At 59.8% G+C, this 22,596-nt stretch carries 26 protein-coding genes and 1 tRNA gene; 19 read left to right on the plus strand and 8 right to left on the minus strand.

From position 1 onward, the window contains the following. The first annotated feature begins 21 nt into the window (after positions 1–21). Complete coding sequence (locus CYR52_RS18275) at positions 22–897, plus strand: DMT family transporter (RefSeq protein WP_101829141.1); 876 nt, start codon at positions 22–24, stop codon at positions 895–897. Here the strand turns inward: CYR52_RS18275 and pdxR are convergent. Then, positions 889–2,373 (minus strand): MocR-like pyridoxine biosynthesis transcription factor PdxR, encoded by a 1,485-nt coding sequence (gene pdxR / locus CYR52_RS18280; RefSeq protein ID WP_072929131.1) that lies wholly within the window; start codon positions 2,371–2,373, stop codon positions 889–891. The two genes, CYR52_RS18275 and pdxR, sit on opposite strands and share 9 nt — an antisense overlap. 205 nt (positions 2,374–2,578) lie before the next feature. On the opposite strand from pdxR, the gene CYR52_RS18285 reads away from it, so the two are divergent. The 3 genes from CYR52_RS18285 (at position 2,579) to CYR52_RS18295 (ending at position 4,553) form a co-directional block, all read left to right on the plus strand. Beyond that, on the plus strand, positions 2,579–3,319 hold the full coding sequence (locus CYR52_RS18285; RefSeq protein ID WP_072929133.1) for an NADPH-dependent oxidoreductase: 741 nt from the start codon (positions 2,579–2,581) through the stop codon (positions 3,317–3,319). A gap of 212 nt (positions 3,320–3,531) precedes the next feature. Next, positions 3,532–4,263 (plus strand): AzlC family ABC transporter permease, encoded by a 732-nt coding sequence (locus CYR52_RS18290; protein WP_101829131.1) that lies wholly within the window; start codon positions 3,532–3,534, stop codon positions 4,261–4,263. After that, entirely contained in the window at positions 4,260–4,553 is a 294-nt protein-coding gene (locus tag CYR52_RS18295) for an AzlD family protein (RefSeq protein ID WP_072929138.1), read from the plus strand. The genes CYR52_RS18290 and CYR52_RS18295 overlap by 4 nt, the downstream gene beginning before the upstream one ends. Before the next feature lie 5 nt (positions 4,554–4,558). Here CYR52_RS18295 and CYR52_RS18300 read toward each other — a convergent pair whose 3' ends face one another. The 3 genes from CYR52_RS18300 to CYR52_RS18310 form a co-directional block, all read right to left on the minus strand. Next, positions 4,559–4,954, minus strand: a complete 396-nt coding sequence (locus CYR52_RS18300) for a VOC family protein (RefSeq protein ID WP_072929140.1) — start codon at positions 4,952–4,954, stop codon at positions 4,559–4,561. 1 nt (position 4,955) lies between these two features. After that, positions 4,956–5,660 carry a DJ-1/PfpI family protein gene (locus CYR52_RS18305; RefSeq protein ID WP_101829132.1) on the minus strand — a complete coding sequence of 235 codons (705 nt, stop codon included), beginning with the start codon at positions 5,658–5,660 and terminating at the stop codon, positions 4,956–4,958. A 91-nt stretch (positions 5,661–5,751) separates the two neighbouring features. Next, positions 5,752–6,663 (minus strand): LysR substrate-binding domain-containing protein, encoded by a 912-nt coding sequence (locus tag CYR52_RS18310; protein WP_175579000.1) that lies wholly within the window; start codon positions 6,661–6,663, stop codon positions 5,752–5,754. A 116-nt stretch (positions 6,664–6,779) separates the two neighbouring features. Here CYR52_RS18310 and CYR52_RS18315 point away from each other — a divergent pair, with 116 nt between their 5' ends. The 8 genes from CYR52_RS18315 to CYR52_RS18345 all read left to right on the plus strand — a co-directional run bounded on the left by CYR52_RS18315 (position 6,780) and on the right by CYR52_RS18345 (position 11,624). Next, positions 6,780–7,532, plus strand: coding sequence for an SDR family NAD(P)-dependent oxidoreductase (locus tag CYR52_RS18315; RefSeq protein ID WP_101829133.1), 753 nt, complete (start codon positions 6,780–6,782; stop codon positions 7,530–7,532). A gap of 320 nt (positions 7,533–7,852) precedes the next feature. Then, positions 7,853–9,169, plus strand: a complete 1,317-nt coding sequence (locus tag CYR52_RS18320; protein WP_072929148.1) for a CitMHS family transporter — start codon at positions 7,853–7,855, stop codon at positions 9,167–9,169. Positions 9,170–9,284: 115 nt separating this feature from the next. Beyond that, positions 9,285–9,725: a peptidoglycan-binding protein LysM gene (gene lysM, locus CYR52_RS18325; protein ID WP_072929150.1), complete on the plus strand. Its 441-nt coding sequence runs from the start codon at positions 9,285–9,287 to the stop codon at positions 9,723–9,725. 451 nt (positions 9,726–10,176) lie between these two features. Further along, the gene (gene cspE / locus CYR52_RS18330; protein WP_072929152.1) at positions 10,177–10,389 is read left to right on the plus strand and encodes a transcription antiterminator/RNA stability regulator CspE; all 213 of its coding nucleotides are present in this window, start codon (positions 10,177–10,179) and stop codon (positions 10,387–10,389) included. A 126-nt stretch (positions 10,390–10,515) separates the two neighbouring features. Next, positions 10,516–10,595 (plus strand) — tRNA-OTHER (locus CYR52_RS18335). Then, a complete protein-coding gene (locus CYR52_RS22475) occupies positions 10,585–10,824 on the plus strand; it encodes a hypothetical protein (RefSeq protein WP_146001353.1) in 240 nt (79 codons plus the stop codon). Before CYR52_RS18335 ends, CYR52_RS22475 begins: the two co-directional genes overlap by 11 nt. A gap of 111 nt (positions 10,825–10,935) precedes the next feature. After that, entirely contained in the window at positions 10,936–11,328 is a 393-nt protein-coding gene (locus tag CYR52_RS18340; RefSeq protein ID WP_072929155.1) for a type II toxin-antitoxin system RelE/ParE family toxin, read from the plus strand. Beyond that, positions 11,325–11,624, plus strand: a complete 300-nt coding sequence (locus CYR52_RS18345; protein ID WP_072929157.1) for a helix-turn-helix domain-containing protein — start codon at positions 11,325–11,327, stop codon at positions 11,622–11,624. The genes CYR52_RS18340 and CYR52_RS18345 overlap by 4 nt, the downstream gene beginning before the upstream one ends. Positions 11,625–11,685: 61 nt before the next feature. On the opposite strand, the gene norR is transcribed toward CYR52_RS18345, so the two are convergent. Beyond that, on the minus strand, positions 11,686–13,203 hold the full coding sequence (norR, locus tag CYR52_RS18350) for a nitric oxide reductase transcriptional regulator NorR (protein WP_072929599.1): 1,518 nt from the start codon (positions 13,201–13,203) through the stop codon (positions 11,686–11,688). Between the two features lie 154 nt (positions 13,204–13,357). Between norR and norV the strand changes: the two genes are divergently transcribed. From norV to tehB, 3 genes are read left to right on the plus strand one after another with little or no spacing between them, the layout of a single operon-like run. Next, positions 13,358–14,818 carry an anaerobic nitric oxide reductase flavorubredoxin gene (norV, locus tag CYR52_RS18355; protein ID WP_072929159.1) on the plus strand — a complete coding sequence of 487 codons (1,461 nt, stop codon included), beginning with the start codon at positions 13,358–13,360 and terminating at the stop codon, positions 14,816–14,818. A gap of 3 nt (positions 14,819–14,821) precedes the next feature. After that, the gene (norW, locus tag CYR52_RS18360; RefSeq protein ID WP_101829134.1) at positions 14,822–15,979 is read left to right on the plus strand and encodes an NADH:flavorubredoxin reductase NorW; all 1,158 of its coding nucleotides are present in this window, start codon (positions 14,822–14,824) and stop codon (positions 15,977–15,979) included. Further along, positions 15,967–16,869 carry an SAM-dependent methyltransferase TehB gene (tehB, locus tag CYR52_RS18365; protein WP_072929163.1) on the plus strand — a complete coding sequence of 301 codons (903 nt, stop codon included), beginning with the start codon at positions 15,967–15,969 and terminating at the stop codon, positions 16,867–16,869. Before norW ends, tehB begins: the two co-directional genes overlap by 13 nt. A gap of 64 nt (positions 16,870–16,933) precedes the next feature. Here the strand turns inward: tehB and CYR52_RS18370 are convergent, their stop codons facing one another. Next, entirely contained in the window at positions 16,934–18,256 is a 1,323-nt protein-coding gene (locus CYR52_RS18370; RefSeq protein WP_072929166.1) for a 6-phospho-alpha-glucosidase, read from the minus strand. Beyond that, a complete protein-coding gene (locus tag CYR52_RS18375) occupies positions 18,253–19,881 on the minus strand; it encodes an alpha-glucoside-specific PTS transporter subunit IIBC (protein WP_101829143.1) in 1,629 nt (542 codons plus the stop codon). Before CYR52_RS18375 ends, CYR52_RS18370 begins: the two co-directional genes overlap by 4 nt. A 221-nt stretch (positions 19,882–20,102) precedes the next feature. On the opposite strand from CYR52_RS18375, the gene CYR52_RS18380 reads away from it, so the two are divergent. Continuing rightward, positions 20,103–20,873 (plus strand): GntR family transcriptional regulator, encoded by a 771-nt coding sequence (locus CYR52_RS18380; protein WP_072929168.1) that lies wholly within the window; start codon positions 20,103–20,105, stop codon positions 20,871–20,873. Between the two features lie 14 nt (positions 20,874–20,887). Here the strand turns inward: CYR52_RS18380 and CYR52_RS18385 are convergent, their stop codons facing one another. After that, a complete protein-coding gene (locus CYR52_RS18385; RefSeq protein WP_072929603.1) occupies positions 20,888–21,214 on the minus strand; it encodes a hypothetical protein in 327 nt (108 codons plus the stop codon). 197 nt (positions 21,215–21,411) lie between these two features. On the opposite strand from CYR52_RS18385, the gene CYR52_RS18390 reads away from it, so the two are divergent. The 3 genes from CYR52_RS18390 to CYR52_RS18395 are packed head-to-tail and all read left to right on the plus strand — an operon-like array spanning position 21,412 to position 22,563. Next, positions 21,412–22,068, plus strand: a complete 657-nt coding sequence (locus CYR52_RS18390; RefSeq protein WP_146001354.1) for a hypothetical protein — start codon at positions 21,412–21,414, stop codon at positions 22,066–22,068. 17 nt (positions 22,069–22,085) lie between these two features. Then, positions 22,086–22,223, plus strand: a complete 138-nt coding sequence (locus tag CYR52_RS22720) for a hypothetical protein (RefSeq protein ID WP_165698508.1) — start codon at positions 22,086–22,088, stop codon at positions 22,221–22,223. A gap of 25 nt (positions 22,224–22,248) precedes the next feature. Further along, a complete protein-coding gene (locus CYR52_RS18395) occupies positions 22,249–22,563 on the plus strand; it encodes a hypothetical protein (protein WP_146000858.1) in 315 nt (104 codons plus the stop codon). Positions 22,564–22,596 lie beyond the last annotated feature (33 nt).

Genomic DNA, 22,596 nt, shown 5'->3' on the forward strand with positions numbered 1-22,596 from the left:
ATTGACGGCGTGGGGAACGGTATGGCGGATAACGCAGCACGGGTGGCGCAGGGGTGGCTGTATGGTTTCATCGGGATGCTGATCTTCAGCGGGTCGCTGCCGGCCACGCGGCTGGCGGTGCTGGCGTTTGACCCGCTGTTCCTGACGGCCGCCAGGGCGGTGATTGCCGCACTGCTGGCCGGCCCGGCGCTGCTGCTGTTGCGCCAGCGCGCGCCGCAGCGGGCGCAATGGCTGCCGCTGGCCACGGTCGCCGCCGGGGTGGTGGTGGGGTTTCCGCTGCTGACGGCATTGGCACTGCAACACACCACCTCGGCCCATTCACTGGTCTACATCGGCCTGCTGCCGCTGGCCACTGCCCTGTTTGGCGTGCTGCGCGGCGGTGAGCGGCCGCGCCCGGCGTTCTGGCTCTTCTCCGCGCTGGGGGCGGCGCTGGTGACGGGCTTTGCGCTGCGTCAGGGTGTGGGCGGGCTGTCATCAGGGGATCTGCTGATGGTGGCGGCGATAGTGCTGTGCGGCCTGGGCTACGCCGAAGGGGCGGTGTTGTCGCGCACGCTCGGCGGCTGGCAGGTGATCTCCTGGGCGCTGGTGTTCGCCCTGCCGTTTGCCTTATTGCTGATGCTGGTGACCGCGCCCGCCGGCTGGCCCCCGGCGGGGGGTGAAGCCTGGGCAGCGCTGGGTTATGTGTCGCTGTTCAGCATGTGGATAGGCTTTATTTTCTGGTATCGCGGGCTGGCGCAGGGCGGGATTGCCGCCGTCGGCCAGTTGCAGTTGCTGCAACCCTTCTTCGGGCTGGTGCTGGCCGGGTGGTTGCTGCACGAGGCGGTTGAACCGGCGATGATCGCGGTAATGGCCGGGGTGATGGCCTGCGTGCTCACCGCCAGACGCTGCTCAGGCTGACGGTTTGTTCCGTGTCGCGAGCAATATGCGGTTCAGCGTGCGGGCGGCGGCGTCCACCTGCTCACGCGAATACCCGCCCAGCCCGAGCAGCAGCCCACTGCGGCCGCGGCCGTCAGCGTACATCGGCGAGATGGCGCGCACCGCCACCCCGGCCGCCAGCGCCCGCGGCAGCACCTCGCGGTCATCGCTTTCCCGCAGCCACAGCACCCGGTGCATGCCCTGATCGCAGGGCTGGAGCCAGGCCAGCGCCGGGTCAATCTGTTCCGCCACCGCGCGGTTCAGGTCATGATGCTTCTCCGCATACAGCGTGCGTAAACGGCGGATATGGCGCGCCAGATGCCCCTCTGCCATAAACGCCGCCAGCAGCGTCTGGTCTGCCCCCGGCGGGTGCCGGTCCATCAGCAGCCGTGCGCCGCAAAAGGCATCAATCAGCGCATCCGGCACCACGGCATACCCAAGGCGCAGCGATGGGAACAGGATTTTGCTGAAGGTGCCGAGGTAAATCACCTGTGACGGCGCAAGCCCCTGCAACGCGGGGAACGGGTGGCCGGTGTAGCGGAATTCGCTGTCGTAATCATCTTCCACAATCCACGCCTGTTGCGCCCTGGCCCAGCTAATCAGGGCGTTGCGGCGCGACATGCTCATCGGCATACCCAGCGGGTACTGGTGTGACGGTGTCACGAAGGCTGCCCGTGCATGTGGGGCGAGCGCCTGACCGGCCTGCACATCCAGCCCTTCGGCATCCACCGGCACGCGGACCATCCGGCGGTCACGGCAGGCGCTCTCAAACAGGGCGGTGATGCCTGGGTAACCCGGATCCTCCACCCAGGCCGCGTCACCGGCGTCCAGCAGGATCTGGGCAGACAGCGCCAGCCCTTGCTGGATCCCGGCGGTGATGATCACCTGTTCCGGCGAGCACTGAACCGACCGGGAGGTGCGCACGTACTCCGCCACCGCCTGACGCAACGGCCACGCGCCATGTGGGGCAGCGTAACCGGCGGGCGCGCCCGCGCCCCGGCTGCGCAGGCGGTTGCCCAGTGTGCGCCAGACCTCATCCGGCGCGGCGGCCCCGACCGGCTCAGAGACGGCAAACGGCGCAGCGGGCAGGGTGACGATGCGTCCGGCGGCCTGGGCAAAGGCGTGCGCCTGGGCAGACAGGGGCGGGGCGGCGCAAGGCGGAACACAGGCGGGCGGCGGCGCGGCCTGCTGAAGCGGGGTGACGCAGGTGCCTGAGCCACGGCGCGACACCAGAAACCCCTCCGCCACCAGTTGCTCATACGCCTCGGTGACGGTGCCGCGCGCCAGTTGCAGCGCCTGCGCCAGCCTGCGTGTGGAGGGCAGCATCTCGCCGGGTTGCAGGCTGCCGTTGTGGATGGCCTGCCGCAGGGCTTGCGTTAACTGGCGGCTGAGTTGCCCGGCCTGCCGATCCAGCGCGCCCAGCGCCGGCACCTCGCTCCGTGTTGCTTTTCTGGTCACCCGCCGTGCTCCCTCCGTGATCTGGTCAGGTATCGTAGCCGATCCGGCGGCTGTTACCGAGAGTTAACCTGCTGATAACCTGCTTATTGGGCGAAACCGCCGGGCGGTGATGTGGCTTTTCCATCTGGTTTTCCATCGCACAACGAAACAATTATCAGGCTAGGAATAATAGTAGGGTGACGGGCAAGACACCGTGGAGAGTACTATGAATTCCGTTATTGACACCCTGACCCGCCATCGCAGTGAAAGAAGTTTCCTCGACACTGCCATTTCTGACGAGATCCTGGATGCGATTATTGCGTCCGCATACCGTGCACCGACCTCGGTGAACTCCCAGCAGGTGTCGGTGATTGTGACGCGTGACAGCGCCCGCCGCCGCCAGATTGCCGGGATCGCCGGTGGCCAGCCGTGGATTGCCCAGGCGCCGGTGTTTCTCACCTTTGTGCTGGATATGCATAAAAGTGAACAGGCGATTGCCATGAACGGCGAGACGCAGATCGCCCACCAGAGCATCGAGAGCCTGGTGTCCGGTTGCACCGACATCGGTATTGCGCTGGCCTCCGCGATGACGGCCGCCCGCTCAGCGGGGCTGGGCGTGGTGCCGATTGGCGGTATCCGCCGCAGCCCGGACGAGATGATTGACCTGCTGGCGCTGCCGTCCCTGACCTTCCCGGTGGTCGGCCTGGCGCTGGGCTACGTCGATGAACCGGCGCACCAGAAGCCACGCCTGCCGATGGAGACCTTCCGCCATGAAGAGACCTATCAGAAAGAGGGTATGCCGGCATTGATCGCCCGTTATAACCAGGAAATCCAGCAGCATTGGGCAACCATTGGCCGCACAGACGGCGACAGCTGGAGTGAGAGCGTGGGTGGGTATTATAAACATATCTATTTCCCGAACGTGCTGCCGGCTGTGATCAAACAGGGCTTCGGCACCGAGAAATAAGCGTAGCGCGGCAGAAGGGCGACCTTTTGCCGCGATTTCTTTCCCCTTTACCTTCCCCCCTTCACCTTTCCCTCGTCCTTTTCCTGCGGTGCTTCCCCCCGCGTCTACCCCCTCTTGAGTGTTAAAAAAATGTTGCGCCTGCGCTATACTGCGTCGCCGTCAGGGCATCCGCCCGCACGGGGTTCACACGGGATTATTAACAGGAGGGAGCCATGTCAGGCATCAGGGTATCACCCGCGACCCGCGTTTCCGATGAGGTCTTCCGGGGCGTGGTGGCCGCGCTGCCGGTGATGATCGGCATCTTGCCGTTCGGGCTGCTGCTCGGCGCGCAGGCCGCGCAAAAAGGGTTCACGGCGGCCGGGCTGTCGCTGTTGACCGGGCTGAACTTCGCCGGTGGCTCGGAGTTTGCCGCCATTGCGCTCTGGGCGTCACCGCCGCCGCTGTTGACGATTGTGCTGGTGAGCCTGTTGGTCAACAGCCGCCACTTGCTGATGGGGGCGTCGCTCGCGCCCTACCTGCACCATCTTCCCGCCCGGAAGGCTCTGCCTGCGCTGTTTTTCATGTGTGATGAGTGCTGGGCGATGGGTATGGCGGACGCCCTGGATCGCCGCGCCCGCGGGCTGGCCCCGGCGCTGAGCATGGGCTTTTACGCCGGGGTGGCGGGTGCGCTCTGGCTGCTCTGGGTTTTCTCTACCGGGGCGGGGGTGCTGGTCGGCCCGCTGCTGGGGGACATCACCCGCTTCGGGTTTGATATGGCGTTCCCGGCGGTGTTTCTGGTGCTGCTCAAAGGCATGTGGCGCGGCACCCGTGCGGCGCTGCCGTGGCTGGTCAGCCTGGTGAGCGCCGGGATCACCTGGCACCTCTTTCCCGGTACGGCCTACTATGTGCCGGCCGGGGCGCTCAGCGGCATCGCCGCCATTCTGCTGGTGGGGAAAAAAGCATGAGCACCACGACGATTCTGACCATCCTGCTGATGGCTGTCAGCACCTACCTGACGCGGATTGGCGGCTACCTGCTGCTGCGTGACCGTACGCTTGGCCCGCGCACCCGCGCCGTGATGGAAGCCGCGCCGGGCTGCGTGCTGATCACGGTGATCGCCCCGCATTTCGTCACCCGCGAGCCTGCTGAGATCCTGGCGCTGGCGATCACCCTGCTGGCCGCAATGCGCTTTTCGCTGCTGCCGGTGGTGGTCATCAGCGTGGTGGCCACCGGGCTGCTGCGCCACCTGATGTAGGGGCGTCAGGCGTTCTGGTAGAGATCCCAGCGGTTGCCGTAGAGATCTTCAAACACCACCACCAGGCCATACGCCTCCTCGCGCGGTTCCTCGCAGAAGTGTACGCCGTTCGCCTTCATGGCATGGTAGTCGCGCCAGAAGTCATCGGTCTGAAGGAACAGGAACACCCGCCCGCCGCACTGATCGCCGATAAAGCCCGCCTGGCGTTCATTTGAGGCGCGCGCCAGCAGCAGATGACAGTCGCTGTCCGGGTTGGGCGTCACCACCACCCAGCGCTTGCCCGGCTGGGGCGTGTCTTCCACCAGTGTAAAGCCCAGTTTTTCGGTGTAGTAGGCGATGGCGCGGTCGTAATCATCCACCACGATCGCCACATAGCCCATGCATCGCTTTTGGGTTCTCAACTTATGACTCCTTGTCTGGACGGTGCAGGGCGGCCGCGGCGCGTTCCGTGACGGCGCGGCGTTTTGCCACAAAGGCCGCGCTCTGTGCACGGGCGGCGTCCAGCAGGGCCGGGGAGGCGCTGCGCGGGGAACCGGCGGAGAAGGGCGGGGCCGGGTCATACTCCATATGCAGCTGGATCAGCTGGGCCACTTCCGCGCCATAGATTTCCGCCACCACATGCAGCGCAAAATCGATGCCGGAAGTCACGCCTGCGCCGGTGATGCGGTTGCGGTCATGCACCACGCGTTCCGCCACCGGCTCGGCCCCCAGCAGCGCGAGCTGGTCCAGCGACGCCCAGTGGCTGGTGGCGCGGTAGCCCTGCAACAGTCCGGCCGCGCCCAGCACCAGCGAGCCGGTACAGACCGAGGTAATCAGCCGCACCTGTTGCGCTTTCCGGCGCAGGAAGGCGAGCGTCTCCTCATCCTCCATCAGGTCAATCTGCCCCGGCCCGCCGGGCACGCAGAGCACGTCCAGATCCGGGCAGTCCGCAAAGGTGGTGGTCGGCAGCAGGCCCAGGCCGCGGTCTGCCGTGACCGGGTCACGGGTTTTCCAGATCAGGTGCACGCGGGTATGCGGCGCACGCACAAACACCTCATACGGCCCGGTCAGGTCAAGCTGGGTAAGGCGGGGGAACAGCAAAAAGCCAATCGAAAGCGGGGCAGACATGGGCGTCTCCTTGCAAAAACGGGGGCTTTATCTTTCGCTGGTTTTTGGGCAGGTTGCAAGCTGGTTGGCGCATAAGCAGGCCTTTTCAGACTCAGCCCGCTTTGTCACTCAGCGCCCCGGCCGGGAACCCCCCGGCGAGGCAGTCGATAAACGCCCGCACTGCCGGGGGCAGCCCGCGGCGGGTGGTAAACACCAGATGCACCCGCCCGGCCTGGCTGTGCCAGTCGGGCCAGAGGCGGATCAGCCCGCCCTGCGCCAGTGCCTCACGGCAGCTGTGATCCGGCAGAAACGCCACGCCCAGCCCCTGAATGGCCGCCGCACGCACTGCCGCGAAATCACTGCAGGTCATGCGCGGGGCATGGCGCAGGGTGTGCGTATCGCCTGCCGTGGATTCCAGTTCCCACACCACCTCGCCCGGCTCATCCTGGGTGGCGAGGGTCGGCAGGCCGGTGAGGGCGCTGATCGGCTTGCCGGCGTGGTTCGCCCACTGTCGCCCGGCCACCAGAATACGGCGTGATTCCCCGAGCGACCGCATGATCAGCTCGGCATCGCTGGTCAGCGCGATGCGGATGCGCAGCGCCACATCCACCCGCTCCTCAATCAAATCCACGGCACGATCCAGCGCGAGCAGTTGCAGCCTGACTTTGGGGTAACGGTGCAGAAAGGCCGTGATAAGCGGTGACACCACCTCCACCATGCCGGTCGGGCAACTGAACCGCACCACGCCGTGCGGCTCGGCCTGGGTTTCGGCAATCACCGCGTCGGCCTGTTCCGCCTCCAGCAACATCGCCCGGCAGCGCAGGTAAAACGCCTGCCCCACCTCGGTTACCCGGAAACGGCGGCTGGTACGTTCAATCAGCCGTATTCCGAGGCGCGTCTCCAGGTTGGCGATGCGGCGGCTGAGTTTGGATTTCGGCTCCTGCAACGCCCGCCCGGCGGCGGCGAACCCGCCGTGCGCCACCACCTCCGCAAAGTAGCGGTAGTCATTCAGATCATTGCGCACCCACCCTCCCAGTGTTCCATAAACAGAACGATACAACCCATTTTTGCCGACTTTTTGCCCTGTCGTGGCGGTGATAGTCTCATTTTCAACAACCCAACGGATAGCGGAGAAATACGATGAAAACGACATTTGCTCAAAAAGTGGTCGTGGTGACCGGTGCCACCAGCGGTATCGGCCTGGCCACCGCGAAAGCCTTTGCTGACCAGGGCGCAGCGGTGTTTATCACCGGCCGCCGTGAGGAAACGCTGGCCGCCGCGGTGAAAACCATCGGCGGTAATGTGACCGGGGTGCAAGGGGATGTCAGCCAGCTCGCCGACCTTGACCGGTTATATGACGCAGTGCAGCAGAAACATCACTCTATCGATGTGCTGGTGGCGAACGCCGGGGGCGGGGAATTTGCGCCGCTGGGGGCGATTACCGAAGCGCACTATCAGCAGACATTCGATACCAATGTGAAAGGGGTACTGTTTACGGTGCAAAAGGCGCTGCCGCTGTTGCGTGACGGCGGGGCAGTGGTGCTGACCTCGTCAACCACCAGCATCGCCGGCACCCCGGCCTTCAGCGTCTACTCGGCCACCAAGGCGGCAGTGCGCAACTTCGCCCGCAGCTGGATCCTCGACCTCAAGGCACGCCGCATCCGGGTCAACGTGATAAGCCCCGGCGTGACGGACACCAGCGGGCTGGACACCTTGTTCGGCAGCGGTGGGGAGGCTGCAGAGATCAAAGCGCAGATGGTGGAGGCGATCCCGGCCGGGCGCGTCGGCCAGCCGGCTGAGATCGCCAACGCGGTGCTGTTTTTGGCCTCTGATGACGCCAGCTACATTAACGGGGCTGAACTGTTTGTGGATGGCGGCCTGGTACAGATTTAAGGTTTTTTGAGGTTTCCAACCTGCTGACAGGCCGGCACTCCGCCGGCCTGACGTTAGCCGTTTTTATGCGTGATCCCTGTCACACTCCCTTCCTCATTCTTTTCTCCTGCATGATCGCTGTCACCTTTTTTTGTTAAAAAAAGTTTGCACGAAAAAACATTGCTACGCTGCAAAGAGGTTAACTCAATATAAACAAGGGGTTAACCGTAAACCAATGCCGATAAAATGACCGATCACAAGGTTATTTACAAACATTTTCATAACATCGCGGCTGCGCCCCGTTTCGTTGCCCATTTCGCCACTGATAAGAGGAACTGATTTTGCTGACGATACTTGGTTTTTCGATGGTGACCTGCTTTATGTATCTCATCATGACAAAACGGATGTCAGCGCTGATTGCGCTGATTATTGTGCCGACCCTGTTTGCACTGGCGGGTGGGTTCTATAGCGGGCTGGGCGAGATGATGCTGAACGGCGTCAAGGCGCTGGCGCCGACCGGCGTGATGCTGACGTTCTCCATTCTCTATTTTGGTTTGATGATTGATGCCGGGTTATTTGACCCGCTGGTACGTGCCATTTTGCGGGTAGTGCGCGGTGACCCGCTGAAAGTGCTGATGGGCACCGCCATTTTAACCCTGCTGGTCTCCCTCGACGGCGACAGCTCCACCACCTATATGATCGCCGTGGCGGCGTTTTTACCGCTTTACCGCAAACTCGGCATGAATGTGCTGGCGATGACCTGTTTGATTAACCTGGCCAGCGGCATCATGAACCTCTCGCCGTGGGGCGGGCCGACGGCCCGCGCGGCGGCAGCGCTGAACATTGACGCGCTGGATATTTTCATCCCGATGCTGCCGGCGATCCTCCTGGGCTGCGTCACGCTGGTGGGGCTGGCGATGCTGTTCGGCGTAAGTGAGCGCAAACGGCTGGGGGTGATGCGCCTCGACAGCCAGCATTTGGAAAATATCGATCTGGGCTTTGGGGATGCCGAAGAGAACGAGGCCAACCGCCGCCCGCGGATGTTCTGGCCGAACTTCGTCCTGACCACGGTGCTGCTGGTGCTGCTGGTGGTCGGGCTGCTGCCGATCCAGATCCTGTTTATGCTGGCGTTCGCGATTGCGGTGATGCTGAACTACCCCTCCCTGGCGCAGCAAAAAGCGCGGATCAGTGCCCATGCCGGGAATGTGCTGGCCGTCACCTCACTGATTTTCGCCGCCGGGGTGTTTACCGGTATCCTCTCCGGCACCGGCATGGTGGACGCGATGGCCAAAAGCCTGCTGGCGATCATCCCCCACAGTTTCGGCCCCTATCTGGCGGTGTTTACCGCGCTGGTCAGCCTGCCGTTCACTTTCTTTATGTCGAATGACGCCTTCTATTTCGGCATCCTGCCGGTGATCGCGCAGACGGCCGCCAGCTACGGCATTACCCCGGAACAGATCGCCCGCGCCTCGATTATCGGCCAGCCGTTCCACTTGCTCAGCCCGCTGGTGCCGTCGGTTTACCTGCTGGTGGGGCTGGCGAAAGTGGACATCGGTGACCACCAGCGGTTCGCCATCAAGTGGGGGATCCTGGTCAGCCTGGCGCTGATGGCCGGTGGCCTGCTGTTCGGCGCGTTCCCGCTTTACCAGGCGGGGTAAGGGCAGGCCCTGGGTCAGATTCCTCCGGAAAACGGCGCGGGTTTGCCGCACCAACCGGCTGAAGGGGTAAATCTTTGCTACGTTTAACACTCTTCGTCATAACCAGGAGTAAGGCATGGGACTTTTTGATTTTGTGAAAGATGCGGGTGAAAAACTGTGGGATGCGGTAAAAGGCAACGAATCGCAGGCCAGTGATGCCCTGAAAAAACACATCAACGAACTGAATCTGCCGGGCAGTGACAAAGTGGATGTGAAAGTGGACGGCAATAAAGCGGTAGTGACCGGCGACGGCCTGACCCAGGAGCAGAAAGAGAAGATCCTGGTGGCAGCCGGTAACGTGCACGGCATCAGCGAGGTAGAAGACCAGGTGACCAGCGCCGCGGCTGAACCGGCGTCGCAATTTTATAATGTGGTGTCCGGCGATACGCTGAGCAAAATCTCGCAGAAAATGTACGGTGATGCCAACCAGTACAACAAGATTTTCGAAGCCAACAAGCCGATGCTTTCCAGCCCCGATAAAATCTATCCAGGCCAGAAACTGCGTATCCCGGCGTAAGGGACGGTGCCCCGGTGTTGCCGGGGCAATATCCCCGTTTACGTGTTGCTCCATAGTTACAACATACTTTTAACATTAACCTCAGGCATCCTGCCTTTAACACTGGCGTTTAACAAATTTGCCGGGCAGAAAAAAAGGCGATGGCACCTTTTGCCGCCATGGGCAAAAGCGGGGGCAGGGATAACGCGCCGCGCAGTTATTTTCAGGCAGTATAAAAAGTCTTTAATAAATAGCGCTTGCTAATGCCTGTTAATTATGTGTAAATAGCGTTCTCGGTTTGTAGTACAGATTTTTGAAAGCAATTTGAGTCAAGCGATTCTCCGTCTTAGCGATATCTTCAGATACCCCTTCTTCAGCGAAATTTCTTCTTTTAGCGCCCCATAATTTCTCACTAAAAAAACAGACCTCTTTCGCCATTATGGCGGCCTAAAAAAACAGAAAGGAAATTTCTATGTCTACTAAAATGACAGGTTCAGTAAAATGGTTCGACGCGGGTAAAGGTTTTGGTTTTATTTCTCCGGCTGACGGCAGCAAAGACGTGTTCGTGCACTTCTCTGCCATCCAGAGCAATGATTTCAAAACCCTGGAAGAAAACCAGCAGGTTGAATTCAGCATCGAACAAGGGATGAAAGGCCCATCAGCCGCGAACGTCGTCGCGCTGTAAGCTAAAATACCGGGCAGGGTAACGTGCAACAGCGATGATGGGTTTCCCGGAGCAGATACGTTTTCCCGCCTGGTGTTGATGACCCCGGCCCGTTATTTAATTAACAGCGGCCGGGGTAAAGAAAATACGTCATTAGCTCAGTTGGAAGAACGGCAATTTCAGCAAGAAGTTGGCAGTCCGGGGTTCGATCCCTCGATGGCGTTCCAAATTTTATTCTCTCCATTATTATTTATTGGCCCACAGCAAAGCCTGTTCAGATGTAATGATCCGGGCGCAGATTTTGCTGTGGGAAATACGCCCATAAATAAAAACCCTCGTGTGCTTTTGGCCGTGGGGGTTTTTATTTTTCCGCCAATCAAAAATAAAAAAGCGCTGTGTGCGGCTACATCCAGCCTATCTTCACAAGTGCACTTTTGTAAACCCTCCTCTTTTTGATCACACCCTATACCTAAAACCTGACCTTGATCAGGGCGAGGTCACATACATCGGTATATAAACTACAGGTTATATAATATATACTATGGTTTATAGGAGCAGGCGGGTAAGATGGGAAGATGGATTGTTGATACCACAGCACACTTTGATGAATGGTTGGAAGAGCAAGATACTGACATGATCGAAGATGTGTTGGCAGGCTTAAAGGTGCTTGAGCATTTTGGACCGATGCTGGGCAGGCCGGAGGTTGACCACATCAGGGGGTCAACAATTTCCAACATGAAAGAGCTGAGGGTGCAAAGTAACGGTCGGCCTGTCAGAGCGTTCTTTGTATTTGACCCAAAAAGACAGGCTATTGTGTTATGCGCGGGTGACAAAACTGGCCTTAAAGAAAAACGATTTTACGCAGATATGATAAAAACCGCGGAAGAAGAGTATAGAAAACATCTTGAGGCAATGAAAATCGCCGACGTAAAAAGACACTATCCGGAGTCAGTAAAATGAGTAAACTCAATGAATTAATCGCTAAGCGCTCCCCGGAATCACAGGCGCGCATCCAGCAGAAAGCTGATGCGAAAATCCTTGAGATCCGGCTTCGCCAGCTACGCGAAGAGTTGGAGATGTCCCAAACAGAGTTGGCGAAAAAGATGGGGATTAGCCAGCCTGCGATAGCGGCTATTGAAGCGCGCGGGGAAGAGATTAAACTCGCCAGCCTGAAACGATATATTGAGGCGTTAGGCGGAACCCTGAGCCTCAGTGTTGAAATGCCGACCGGCACAGGCCGTATTTACCGCCTCTGAAGTAACCTGTCTAGGGGCTGAGTCAGCTGGCTCCGCCCCGCCGTAAAACGCTTATCTGCCGCTATTTCAACCCCAGTTTCTTCGCCAGCCGGTGCAGGTTGCCGGGGTCCATCTCCAGGCAACGGGCGCAGGCGGCCCAGTTGTTATGGCTGGCCTCCAGGGCGCGGCGGATGTAACGGCGCTGAAAATCCCGCGTGGCGGCCTGTAAATTTTGCAGCGGCAGCGGGTCTTCCGGTATTTCCTCCTGCGGGGCGTCGCTGTGCGGCGTCAGCGCAATATGGTGGGGCAGCAGCAGCAGGTCAGCCGCGCTGGTTTCCGCCTGCGCGACCACCGTGGCGCGGTAGATGGCGTGTTCCAGCTCGCGGATATTGCCCGGCCAGGCATAGGCGCGCAGCCGGGCGCGGGCGGCGGCGCTGAGGGCCAGATGCCGCAGCCCGAATTTTACCCGGCATTTTTCACAGAAATACCCGGCCAGCAGCACGATGTCATCACCGCGCTCCCGCAACGGCGGCACCTGGAGCGGAAACACGCTCAGCCGGTGGTAGAGGTCAGCACGGAACGCGCCCTGCGCCACTGCCTGCCGCAGATCTTTATTGGTGGCGGCCAGGATGCGCACATCCACCCGCAGCGGCCGGTCTTCCCCGACGCGTTGCAGATCGCCGTACTGCAACACCCGCAGCAGTTTCGCCTGCAACGGCAGCGACAGCTCACCAATCTCATCCAGAAACAGCGTACCGCCGTCGGCCATCTCGAATTTGCCGGTGCGATCGTGGATCGCGCCGGTAAACGCCCCTTTGACGTGGCCGAACAGCTCGCTTTCGGCCACCGACTCCGGCAACGCCGCGCAGTTCAGGTAGATAAGCGGGTTCGCCGCCCGGGCCGAGTGCCGGTGCAGCGCCTGCGCCACCAGCTCTTTGCCGACCCCGGTCTCGCCGGTGATCAGCACCGTCAGATCCGTGGGCGCCACCACCGCCATCTCCCGTTGCAACTGTTGCAGGGCGGCAGAATCGCCCACCATTTCGGTGTCATCCACCTCATGCGGCGCGTCATCCGCGACCGTCAGGCGGCGGCCCGGCTTCTCCAGTTGCGCCATCAGCAGGGCATTGTTGAGCGCCCCGGCCACCAGCGAGGCCACCACGCGCAGCTCCTCATCGCGGTAGGCATCAAATTGCCGCGCGTCCATGCCGTCCAGCGTCAGCGCCCCAATCAGGTTCTGGCCGGAAAACAGCGGCAACCCGACGCAGGCATGAACGTGCAGATCCTGCTGTTCCGGGATCAGCCCGTCATAGGGATCGGGGAGGTCGCTGTCCGCCGGAAAGCGCACCACGTCCCCGGCGCGGGCAATCGCTTCCAGCCGGGGATGGGCCGCCAGCTGAAACCGCCGACCCATCACATCCGGTGCCAGCCCGGCGGTGGCCAGCGGGCGGAAATGTTGCCCCTCAAAGCGCAGCAGCGCGGTGGCATCACACTGCAACAGCTGATGCAGGCTGCCGATCATCCGGTCAAACCGGTCGGGCCGGGACAGCCCGTTCTGCATGTCAACCGCCAGCGCGGCCAGCCCGTTAACGGACATTTTCATCATGTCTTTTCCACAATAACCGTGTCAAAAATACACTATTCCTCCTGTGTCATTTTTACAATGACTTATTTTTATTGATTATATTTCAATAAGATAAAAATTGGCACGCGCTGTGCAATCTCAGGGTAACTGATTACTCTGTAGAGGACATTCCATGAGCATCCACGTCAAAAACAATATCACCTGGGTCGGCCAACGGGATTGGGAAGTGCGTGACTTCCACGGCACCGAATACAAGACGTTGAAAGGCAGCAGCTATAACAGCTACCTGATCCGCGAGGAGAAGAACGTCCTGATCGATACCGTCGACCATAAATTCAGCCGGGATTTTGTGCTGAACCTGATGCAGGAGATTGATCTGGCCACGATCGATTACATCGTGATTAACCATGCGGAAGAGGATCACGCCGGCGCGCTGACGGCGCTGATGGCACACATCCCGGACACGCCCATCTATTGCACTGAAAACGCCATCGATTCAATTAACGGCCACCATCATCACCCGGAGTGGAATTTCCATGTGGTGAAAACCGGCGACACACTGGCGATCGGTAACGGCAAGCAGCTCATCTTTGTCGAGACGCCGATGCTGCACTGGCCGGACAGCATGATGACCTACCTGACCGGCGACGCAGTGCTGTTCAGTAATGACGCCTTCGGCCAGCACTATTGTGATGAGCACCTGTTTAACGATGAAGTCGACCAGAACGAGCTGTTCGAGCAGTGCCTGCGCTACTACGCCAACATCCTGACGCCGTTCAGCCGGCTGGTGACGCCGAAAATTAATGAGATCCTCGGCTTTAACCTGCCGGTCAGCATGATTGCCACCTCGCACGGCGTGGTCTGGCGCGATAACCCCACGCAGATTGTGCAGCACTACCTCAACTGGTCAGCGGATTATCAGGAAGACCGCATCACGCTGCTGTATGACACCATGTCCAACAATACCCGCATGATGGCGGACGCGATCGCCCAGGGCATCATTGAGACTGACCCGCGCGTGGCGGTGAAAATCTATAATGTGTCGCGGCATGACAAAAACGAGATCCTGACGCAGGTGTTCCTCTCAAAAGGGATCCTGGTCGGCTCTTCTACCATGAATAATGTGATGATGCCGAAAGTGGCGGGGATGCTGGAAGAGATGGCGGGCCTGCGTTTCCGCAACAAAAAAGCCTCCGCCTTCGGCAGTTATGGCTGGAACGGCGGGGCGGTTGACCGCATCCAGACCCGGTTGATGGATGCCGGGTTCGACACCACCCTGGCGCTGAAAGCCAAATGGCGGCCGGATGGCGATATGCTGGAAATCTGCCGTGAGCATGGCCGCACCATCGCCCGCCAGTGGGCGCTGTCACCGCTGCCGGTGAAAGCCCCGCCGGTTCAGGCCGCGCAAGCGGTGACGCCCGCCGATCTGGCGGTCAATGCCGCGCCGGAGAGCGAAGGCACGGCCGGCGGCCAGTGTATGCAGTGCAGCGTCTGCCAGTGGGTGTACGACCCGGCGCTCGGTGAACCGCTGCAAAATGTGGCGCCGGGCACGGTGTGGTCTGATGTCCCGGACGATTTTCTCTGCCCGGAGTGTGGGCTGGGCAAATCGGTGTTTGACCCGCTGGAGGGCTGAGCGATGACCGACGACATCATTATCATCGGCGCAGGCTTTGCCGCGCGCCAGCTGGTCAAACACCTGCGGCGGCTGGACAGCCGCCTGAGCCTGCGGTTAATCGCCGCCGACAGCGCGGACGAATACCATAAACCGGAGCTGAGCCAGGTGTTCAGCCAGCGCCAGCGGGCAGAGGACCTTACCCGCCTGCCTGCCCAGGCGTTTGCCGAAAGCCATAACCTGATGCTGCACCCGCATACGCCGGTGACGCGCATCGACCGGGCGACGCAGCGCGTGGTCACCGACGCCGGGACGTTCACCTACCGTCATCTGGTGCTGGCCCTGGGCGCGGAGGCGCGGATACCGCCGATCCCCGGCCGGGAACTGATGCACACCCTAAACAGCCAGCAGGAATACCGCCGGGCAGAGGCAGAGTTGCAGGGCGCGCAGCGGGTGCTGCTGCTGGGGGGCGGGCTGATTGGCACCGAGCTGGCGATGGACCTCAACCGGGCGGGCAAACAGGTGATGCTGGTGGACCGCGCCGCCGCCCTGCTCGCCACGCTGATGCCGCCGGAGGTGAGCGCCCGGCTGCAACACCGGCTGATCGGCAGCGGCGTGCAGATGTATTTCAATGCGGAAGCCGCCGCGCTGGCACGCCAGGATGATCAGATTACCGCGACGCTGGCTGATGGCCGCACGCTGCACGCGGACGTCGTGGTCTGCGCCATCGGCCTGATGCCGAATATCGCGCTGGCGCAGGGTGCCGGGTTGCAGACCCGCCACGGCATCGTGGTGGACGCGCATCTCGCGACCTCCGACCCGGCCATTTTTGCGCTGGGTGACTGTGCCGAAATCCAGGGCAGGCTGTGGCCCTATCTGCAACCGGCACAACTGGCGGCCATGACGCTGGCGAAAAACCTCACCGGCGCACGGGACAGCCTGCGCCTGCCGCCGATGCTGATCAAGGTGAAAACCCCGGACCTGCCGCTGCACCTGGCCGGGGAGGCCACCGCCCCGGATCTGCACTGGGTGGTGGAAGCGGGGCGCGACGGGCTTATCGCCTGCGGCAGGGATGACCAGCAGCAGCTCCAGGCATTTGTGGTCAGCGAAGGCCGGATGAAAGAGGCTTTCCTGTTATTGAAACAGTTACCCGATCCCATGAGGCATGTATGCACGATGTAATTTGCGACACCACCCCGACTTCTGACGACACGCTGGTCTGCTACAAAACCCTGCCGGTGTGGCACCACGATACGCTGCCCACGGCTTTCCAGCAGCCGCACAATACCCAGCCGGGCACCTGGGCGCAGCTGACGATCCTCAACGGCACGCTGGAGTTTGCCCTGCTGACTGAACAGGGCGACGTGACGCAGCGCTTTACCTTTGACCGGGATCACCAGCCGCCGCGCATCGCGCCGCAGCAGTGGCACCGCATTGTGGCGTTCAGCCCGGACATCGCCTGCCGTCTGGCGTTCTACTGCGAACCGGCGGCCTACTACCATAAAAAATATCAGCTGACGCTGCCCCATTCCGAGGTGATCGAGGCCGCCGGGATCATCCCGCCGGGCCGGGCGCTGGATGTGGGCTGCGGCAACGGCCGCAATGTGCTCTATTTGCAGCAACAGGGCTTTACGGTAGAAGGGTGGGACAAACACGCCGAAAGCCTGGCCAGCCTGAACACGATTGTCAGCGTCGAGGGGTTATCCGGCATCACCACCGCGCAGCACGACCTGAACGGCGCGGTGATAACAGGGCACTATGCGTTTATTTTGTCGACGGTAGTGATGATGTTCCTGCAACCGGAAAGCATCGCGCCGCTGTTACAGCAGATGCAACAGGCCACCGTGCCGGGCGGCTATAACCTGATCGTGGCGGCGATGGACAGCGAAGACTACCCCTGTGTGATGCCGTTCCCGTTCACCTTCCGCACCGGGGAATTGCGGGACGCCTACGCAGGCTGGGAGATCCTGAAATATAACGAGAACCCCGGCGCGCTGCATAAAACCAACGCCCAGGGCGAGCGGATTAAAATGCGTTTCGCCACCCTGCTGGCGCGCAAAGGGCGGGGGTAAGGCAGGCAACAGCGAAAGAGGCAAAAGCGCTGGGCCGGCATCAGAACGCTGCCGGCCCGCAGGATTAACGTAATGGCGGCCAGTAGGCTTTATTGGCGTCGATTAAGTCATCCAGGATCGCTTTGGCGACAGAGGCACTCGGCACGGTTTTCGACAGGGTGATGGCCTGCCACAGTTTCAGGTATGACCCCTGCTCCCAGGCATCGACCACCAGTTTTTCCACTGCCACCTGCTGGCTCATCAGCCCTTTCTGGAAGTGCGGAATGTTGCCGACCGTCAGCGGCTCCGGGCCGTTTTTGCCCACCAGACAGGGGATCTCCACCATCGCATCGGCATCAAAATTGGCGATAGCGCCGTTGTTCGGCACGATCAGCAGCATACGCTGTTGCGTGTTGAAGGCGATGGCGGCGGCCAGGTCGACGATATAAGAGGCGTGCTCATCGATTTCCAGCTCACCGGCGGCAGAATGCCCGGCCTCGGTAATGGCGCGGCAGGCGCTGAACACATGCTTCTCCCGGTGATCCATCACCTCATTCGCCCGTGTGCGCTCCGGGTTGGCGTGCGCGACGACATAATCCGGGTAGAGATAATATTTCAGATAGGTGTTGGGCAGCGTATCCGGGTCCAGCGCCTGCACATCCTTCGCTTTCGCGAACGTGTCGTTCCAGCTCGCTTCCGTATGCGCATCATTCGCCGGGGGAATATACCCGTGTTCAGACACGTATCGGCGCAGCGCAGGCATTAAATCGTTCCCTTCCCTGTCCTCTACTGAATGCCACCAGCCAAAGTGGTTCAGCCCGTAATAGCGGGTGATCATCTGTTTGCGGTCTTGCAGGCCGAGGATCTGGGCCATACGCCCCTCAATGCCAATCGGCATATCGCAGATATTGAGGATTTTTGCCGTCGGGCGCAGCCGCCGCGTGGCTTCCGCGACAATCGCCGCCGGGTTGGAGTAGTTCAGCATCCAGGCGTCCGGTGACCAGGTCTGCATATAATCCACCAGCTCCAGCACGCCGCCGATAGAGCGCATCCCGTAGGCAATACCGCCCGGCCCACAGGTTTCCTGGCCGACAACGCCGTGCCGCAGCGGGATCTTCTCATCTTTTTCACGCATCGGGTATTTGCCCACGCGGATATGCGCCATCACAAAATCGACATCGCTGAACGCGGTTTGCGGATCGGTGGTGTAGCAAAAATCGATGTCCGGTGCCTGCTCACGCAGGATGACTTTACAGGCTTCGGCAATCACCTCCTGGCGCGCGCCGTCGTTGTCATAAAATTTCAGTGCCCGTAATGGGAGACGATCCTGATTGGCCAGTAACATCAACACGATGCCGGGGGTAAACGTGCTGCCGCCGCCGGCAATAACGACCGAGAATTTTTTCATGATATGACCTCTTTCATGGGGGAGGGTGGGGTGGATAAAGGGGCTTTCATCAGGCTTTCCAGCTGATCGCGCACCAGGGGAACATGTAGGCCGACAATCACCTGAATGGCGTTGCCGCGCCGCACGACGCCATGTGCGCCCAGGGCTTTGAACACATCGTCGCTTTGGGTTTTCGCCATATCGACCAGCGTGATACGCAAACGCGTGGCGCAGTTATTCACGCTTTCAATATTCGCCGCGCCGCCCAGCGCATGCAGGAAACCGGCGGCCTGCCCTGTTTTAACCGTGGCAGCGGCCTTCGCAGCGGCAGGCGGCAGGCCCTGCGACGCCTTGTAATCGGCTTTGCTGTAGAGTTTGATGTCGCTCTCTTCACGGCCGGGGGTTTTCAGGTTGAAGCGCAGGATCAACGTGCGGAAAACCACAAACCACAGGGCAGTGAAAGCGAGGCCGATGCCGAGCTGAATAAACATCACCGACGCATGGTGATGGAACATCGGCATCCAGTTGAGGGGTAAAAACTCATTGAGCAGACCGCCGCCGAACATCCCGACCACGCCCGCCATATACATGATGGCGGTCATGGTGGCGGCTAACAGCGCGTGAATAACAAACAGGAACGGCGCGATAAATAAGAAGGTGAATTCCAGCGGCTCAGTAATACCGACCAGAATCGCGGTCAGGGTGGCCGGAATTAATAACCCTGCGACTTTCACCCGGTTTTGCGGTGCGGCGGTGTAATAGATCGCCAGGGCAATACCCGGTGCGCCAAAGACTTTGGAATTACCGTGCAGGGCGAAGCCGCCTGCCGGGAAGAGATCTTTTAATGGCTGCGTGCTCTGGCTGAATTCATGGATATGCTGAACCCAGTAGGGCTGTAATCCGCCTTCCACCACCGCCGGGCCAAAAATAAACGGGCCATAGACGAAATGGTGTAAGCCTGTAGGAATTAACAGCCGCTCAAGTAACGTATAGATCCACACACCCAGTGCCCCGGCACCGCTTAAAAAGGTTTGCAGTGACCCAATCGCCACCTGCACTTTTGGCCAGCACAGGAGGGTCAACCATGCGCAGGGCAGCATCACGAAAAAGGCAACAATCACGACAAACGAGGTGCCCTGAAAAATGCCGAGGAAAACCGGCAAGCCCTTGTCATAAAAGCGGTTATGGATGGCCGTCACAAGGCCGGAAATCACAATGGCGCCAATAATGCTGGTATCCAGCGTTTTAATGCCGGCGATCATCGTCAGCCCGCTCCCCGCTACGGGTTCGGTATTAAAATTAACGTGAAAAAAATCTCCCCAGACCATGCCCATCGCGCCAATAAAATAGTTCCAGGTCAGGAAGGAAATTAATACGGCGAGGCAGGCCCGGCCATGCGCCTGTTTTGCCAGGCCCAGCGGCAGGCCCACCGCAAAAATAAGCGGCATATTACGGAATACCGCCCAGCCCCCTTCTTCAATAATCCTGACGATTTGAAAAAATACGTTGTCGGGGCGCGTTAATGCTTCGCCAATAAACAGGGGGTTTTGCAGCATAATGGCAATACCAACAACCATGCCGGCAAACGGAAACAGCAAAACAGGGGTGAACATGGCGCCACCAAAGCGTTGTATTTGACTGAGCATTTTTACATCCTCATAAAACAACAAATGTAGGGTGAATGGTTTTTGTAGTAATCCTGACTGACCTGAAGAATAGAGAGCCGCGGTTCCGGCGACATGGCGCGCCGCTGTGATCCGTGATCGCATTCATGGTTTTATTTCCCGCGCTCAGGTCTACTTTTCTGCAATAAACTGGACATGTTCAACAGCACTATCCCTGTTAACTGGCACAGAGAGATCTACAGATGATCTATAAATCCATTGCAGAACGGTTACGCCTGCGGCTGAATTCGTCGGATTACAATATTGGCAGCCCGCTGCCCGGCGAGAAAACCCTGGCGCAGGAGTTTGGCGTGGCGCGGATGACCATCCGTAAGGCGATTGATTTGCTGGTGGGCGGGGGATTAGTGGTACGCCGTCACGGCAGCGGCACCTTTGTGGCGCGTAAGGATGTCCATCACGAAACCACCAACCTCACCGGTTTTGTGGAGGTGATGCGCCAGCAAGGGAAAAACGTGTCCAGCAAGGTGCTGGCGTTTGAACTGATGCCCGCGCCGCCCGCCATCGCCAGCCAGCTGCGCATCCAGGTTCACGAGCGGATCTACTTTTCGCGCCGTGTACGTTCAGTGGAGGGAAAACCGCTGATGCTGGAGGACAGTTACATGCCGGTGAAGCTGTTCCGGAACCTGTCGCTGGTGCATCTGGAGGGGTCAAAATTCGATTATATTGAGAAGGAGTGCGGCATTACGATCAGCGGCAACTATGAAAGCCTGACGCCGATCCTGGCGGATAAACAGCTCGCCGGCTTTCTCAATGTGCCTGAGCACACACCGCTGCTGCGGATCACGTCACTTTCTTATAGCGACAGCGGCGTGTTTCTTAATTATTCCGTGATGTTCCGTAATACCCGCGATTATCAGGTGGATTACCACCTGCACCGCATCCGCCCGGAGACATTGTTAACCCACTCCCCGGACTCGTTTTCCCCGCAGCGGCGCGGGGAGTATCAAGGGTAAAAGGAAAAAGCGGCTTAGTGCCGCTCATTCTCCCCCGGGTGCTGGCTCTCCTGCCAGTGCTCCTCACAGCGGGTGATGGCGTCACTGACCAGATCGCGCAGCGCGGCGGCGCTGTCACTGTAGCCATAATCCATCACGGAACTCGCTTCCTGTTTTTCCTGTTCAACCGCCAGGCTGATGCGCTCTTCACTCTCCACCCAGCCGCCGCTGCCGGTAGCCTGCCGCTCAAACAACAGCGCGTATTCCGGGGTCTGGCTGTCGGACCCGTAAATCTCATATTTATGGGTCGGGTGTTCATCTTCCCCGATCAGCAGGGTTTCAATCAGACGTACAGATTTCATTCGCGGCTCCTTGGTTAAAGGGTTAAGTGTAGCAACCCTGGAGAAAAAGCCGGTTTCAATAAGGTGACAGCCCCGGCCCGGCATGATCCGCCACCATTTCATATGTGCCATGAATTCCTGTTTTTTATTCATACGAATTTCAATATAAGCCGCGGCAGTGATGATCGGGATCAATTTGTAAGCCGGGTAACAAAGGCATGATGCGCGCCGGAAACGAAGCTGAAATCTTTCATTTAAGAGTGCGTATGAAAAATACCTTTATCGCCATTGCTATGCTTGTAACGAATACTGCCTGCGCTGCGCTGGACTCCCGCCATGCTGAGATAAACACGACGGCCGCGCAGGCGGCCTATAATCACGCAGCTTTCCAGCTTGGCAGTGGCGTGAACGGCAGCGAGGCAGAACAACGCCTGAATGCCGCTGCGGCAGCGCGTGCACAGGCTTATGCCGATGAGCGCGCTGCTGCGCAGTTAACCGCACGGGCAATGAATGCCGTGGGTAAGGGTGCCGTCATCAACGCGACCAGCATGAAACTTGCCGCTGCTATGCAGCAACAGCGCGTCATGGGCGTTATCAATGTGGCGGCTGGCAGCCTGCCGGGGACCACCCCCGTGAGTGCCGCTGTAAATGGGGTTCAGGTGCAGACGACGGCCGCCGCGCTGCCGCCGGGGACGCAAGTCGCTGTGCCGCATATCCCGGCAATTACCATGCCCGTTAACACCGCCCATAACGGCGGGCAGCATCACCAACCGGGCCATGAAACGGCGTCCAGCACCCGGAACAATGGCGCGGCCAATGCGCACGCCGGTGCGATGGGCGGGGGCATGAATGCTGATGGTCACGGACATCATTAATTGCCGGGATTTTTGACATGTTTATCGCTTATTTCCTGCGCGGTTTTGGCTGGACACTTGGCCGCCTCTTTGCCTTTGTCTTCGCCCATCTGTCAGGGGTCGTGATCATGATCGTGATGTTCGGCATCCTCGCGCTATTACGTGGTCGCCGCTGAATAACCTGTAAATAACAACGAGAAAATGACCATGCGTAAAATGATGATGGCTGCCGTTCTGCTGGTGGGATGCGCGCAACAGCATGTGGCAATGGCAAAAGAAGATCCGCAGGCCACACACCACGCCGCAAAGGCGGTTAAAACCTATAAAGGGTTTGGCCGGGTAGTGGTGGTAAAAGATGGCGGTAATTGGGTAACGCTGGATGGGGTGGTGATGGCGATCGATGAGAAGACGCCGCAGGCTACGGTTTACTTTGGCGGGCTAAACCAGGTGATTATTTACCGTTCCGGCAAAGTCGCGTTGATGAAGGAGGGCCAATTGGTCGGATGGATGAAATAGAGCGAGAGCGGGAAAACGAAGCGAAAGAACGCT

The organism is Chimaeribacter arupi (assembly GCF_002858805.1).
Taxonomy (GTDB): domain Bacteria; phylum Pseudomonadota; class Gammaproteobacteria; order Enterobacterales; family Enterobacteriaceae; genus Chimaeribacter; species Chimaeribacter arupi.

Bases quoted from the DNA above. Each gene is read 5' to 3' on its own strand.
- CYR52_RS18275 (WP_101829141.1), top strand. From the start codon at position 22: ATGGCGGATAACGCAGCACGGGTGGCGCAGGGGTGGCTGTATGGTTTC.
- CYR52_RS18285 (WP_072929133.1), top strand. From the start codon at position 2,579: ATGAATTCCGTTATTGACACCCTGACCCGCCATCGCAGTGAAAGAAGT.
- CYR52_RS18290 (WP_101829131.1), top strand. From the start codon at position 3,532: ATGTCAGGCATCAGGGTATCACCCGCGACCCGCGTTTCCGATGAGGTC.
- CYR52_RS18295 (WP_072929138.1), top strand. From the start codon at position 4,260: ATGAGCACCACGACGATTCTGACCATCCTGCTGATGGCTGTCAGCACC.
- CYR52_RS18305 (WP_101829132.1), bottom strand. From the start codon at position 5,660: ATGTCTGCCCCGCTTTCGATTGGCTTTTTGCTGTTCCCCCGCCTTACC.
- CYR52_RS18315 (WP_101829133.1), top strand. From the start codon at position 6,780: ATGAAAACGACATTTGCTCAAAAAGTGGTCGTGGTGACCGGTGCCACC.
- lysM (WP_072929150.1), top strand. From the start codon at position 9,285: ATGGGACTTTTTGATTTTGTGAAAGATGCGGGTGAAAAACTGTGGGAT.
- cspE (WP_072929152.1), top strand. From the start codon at position 10,177: ATGTCTACTAAAATGACAGGTTCAGTAAAATGGTTCGACGCGGGTAAA.
- CYR52_RS22475 (WP_146001353.1), top strand. From the start codon at position 10,585: ATGGCGTTCCAAATTTTATTCTCTCCATTATTATTTATTGGCCCACAG.
- CYR52_RS18340 (WP_072929155.1), top strand. From the start codon at position 10,936: ATGGGAAGATGGATTGTTGATACCACAGCACACTTTGATGAATGGTTG.
- CYR52_RS18345 (WP_072929157.1), top strand. From the start codon at position 11,325: ATGAGTAAACTCAATGAATTAATCGCTAAGCGCTCCCCGGAATCACAG.
- norR (WP_072929599.1), bottom strand. From the start codon at position 13,203: ATGAAAATGTCCGTTAACGGGCTGGCCGCGCTGGCGGTTGACATGCAG.
- norV (WP_072929159.1), top strand. From the start codon at position 13,358: ATGAGCATCCACGTCAAAAACAATATCACCTGGGTCGGCCAACGGGAT.
- norW (WP_101829134.1), top strand. From the start codon at position 14,822: ATGACCGACGACATCATTATCATCGGCGCAGGCTTTGCCGCGCGCCAG.
- tehB (WP_072929163.1), top strand. From the start codon at position 15,967: ATGCACGATGTAATTTGCGACACCACCCCGACTTCTGACGACACGCTG.
- CYR52_RS18370 (WP_072929166.1), bottom strand. From the start codon at position 18,256: ATGAAAAAATTCTCGGTCGTTATTGCCGGCGGCGGCAGCACGTTTACC.
- CYR52_RS18375 (WP_101829143.1), bottom strand. From the start codon at position 19,881: ATGCTCAGTCAAATACAACGCTTTGGTGGCGCCATGTTCACCCCTGTT.
- CYR52_RS18380 (WP_072929168.1), top strand. From the start codon at position 20,103: ATGATCTATAAATCCATTGCAGAACGGTTACGCCTGCGGCTGAATTCG.
- CYR52_RS18385 (WP_072929603.1), bottom strand. From the start codon at position 21,214: ATGAAATCTGTACGTCTGATTGAAACCCTGCTGATCGGGGAAGATGAA.
- CYR52_RS18390 (WP_146001354.1), top strand. From the start codon at position 21,412: ATGATGCGCGCCGGAAACGAAGCTGAAATCTTTCATTTAAGAGTGCGT.
- CYR52_RS22720 (WP_165698508.1), top strand. From the start codon at position 22,086: ATGTTTATCGCTTATTTCCTGCGCGGTTTTGGCTGGACACTTGGCCGC.
- CYR52_RS18395 (WP_146000858.1), top strand. From the start codon at position 22,249: ATGACCATGCGTAAAATGATGATGGCTGCCGTTCTGCTGGTGGGATGC.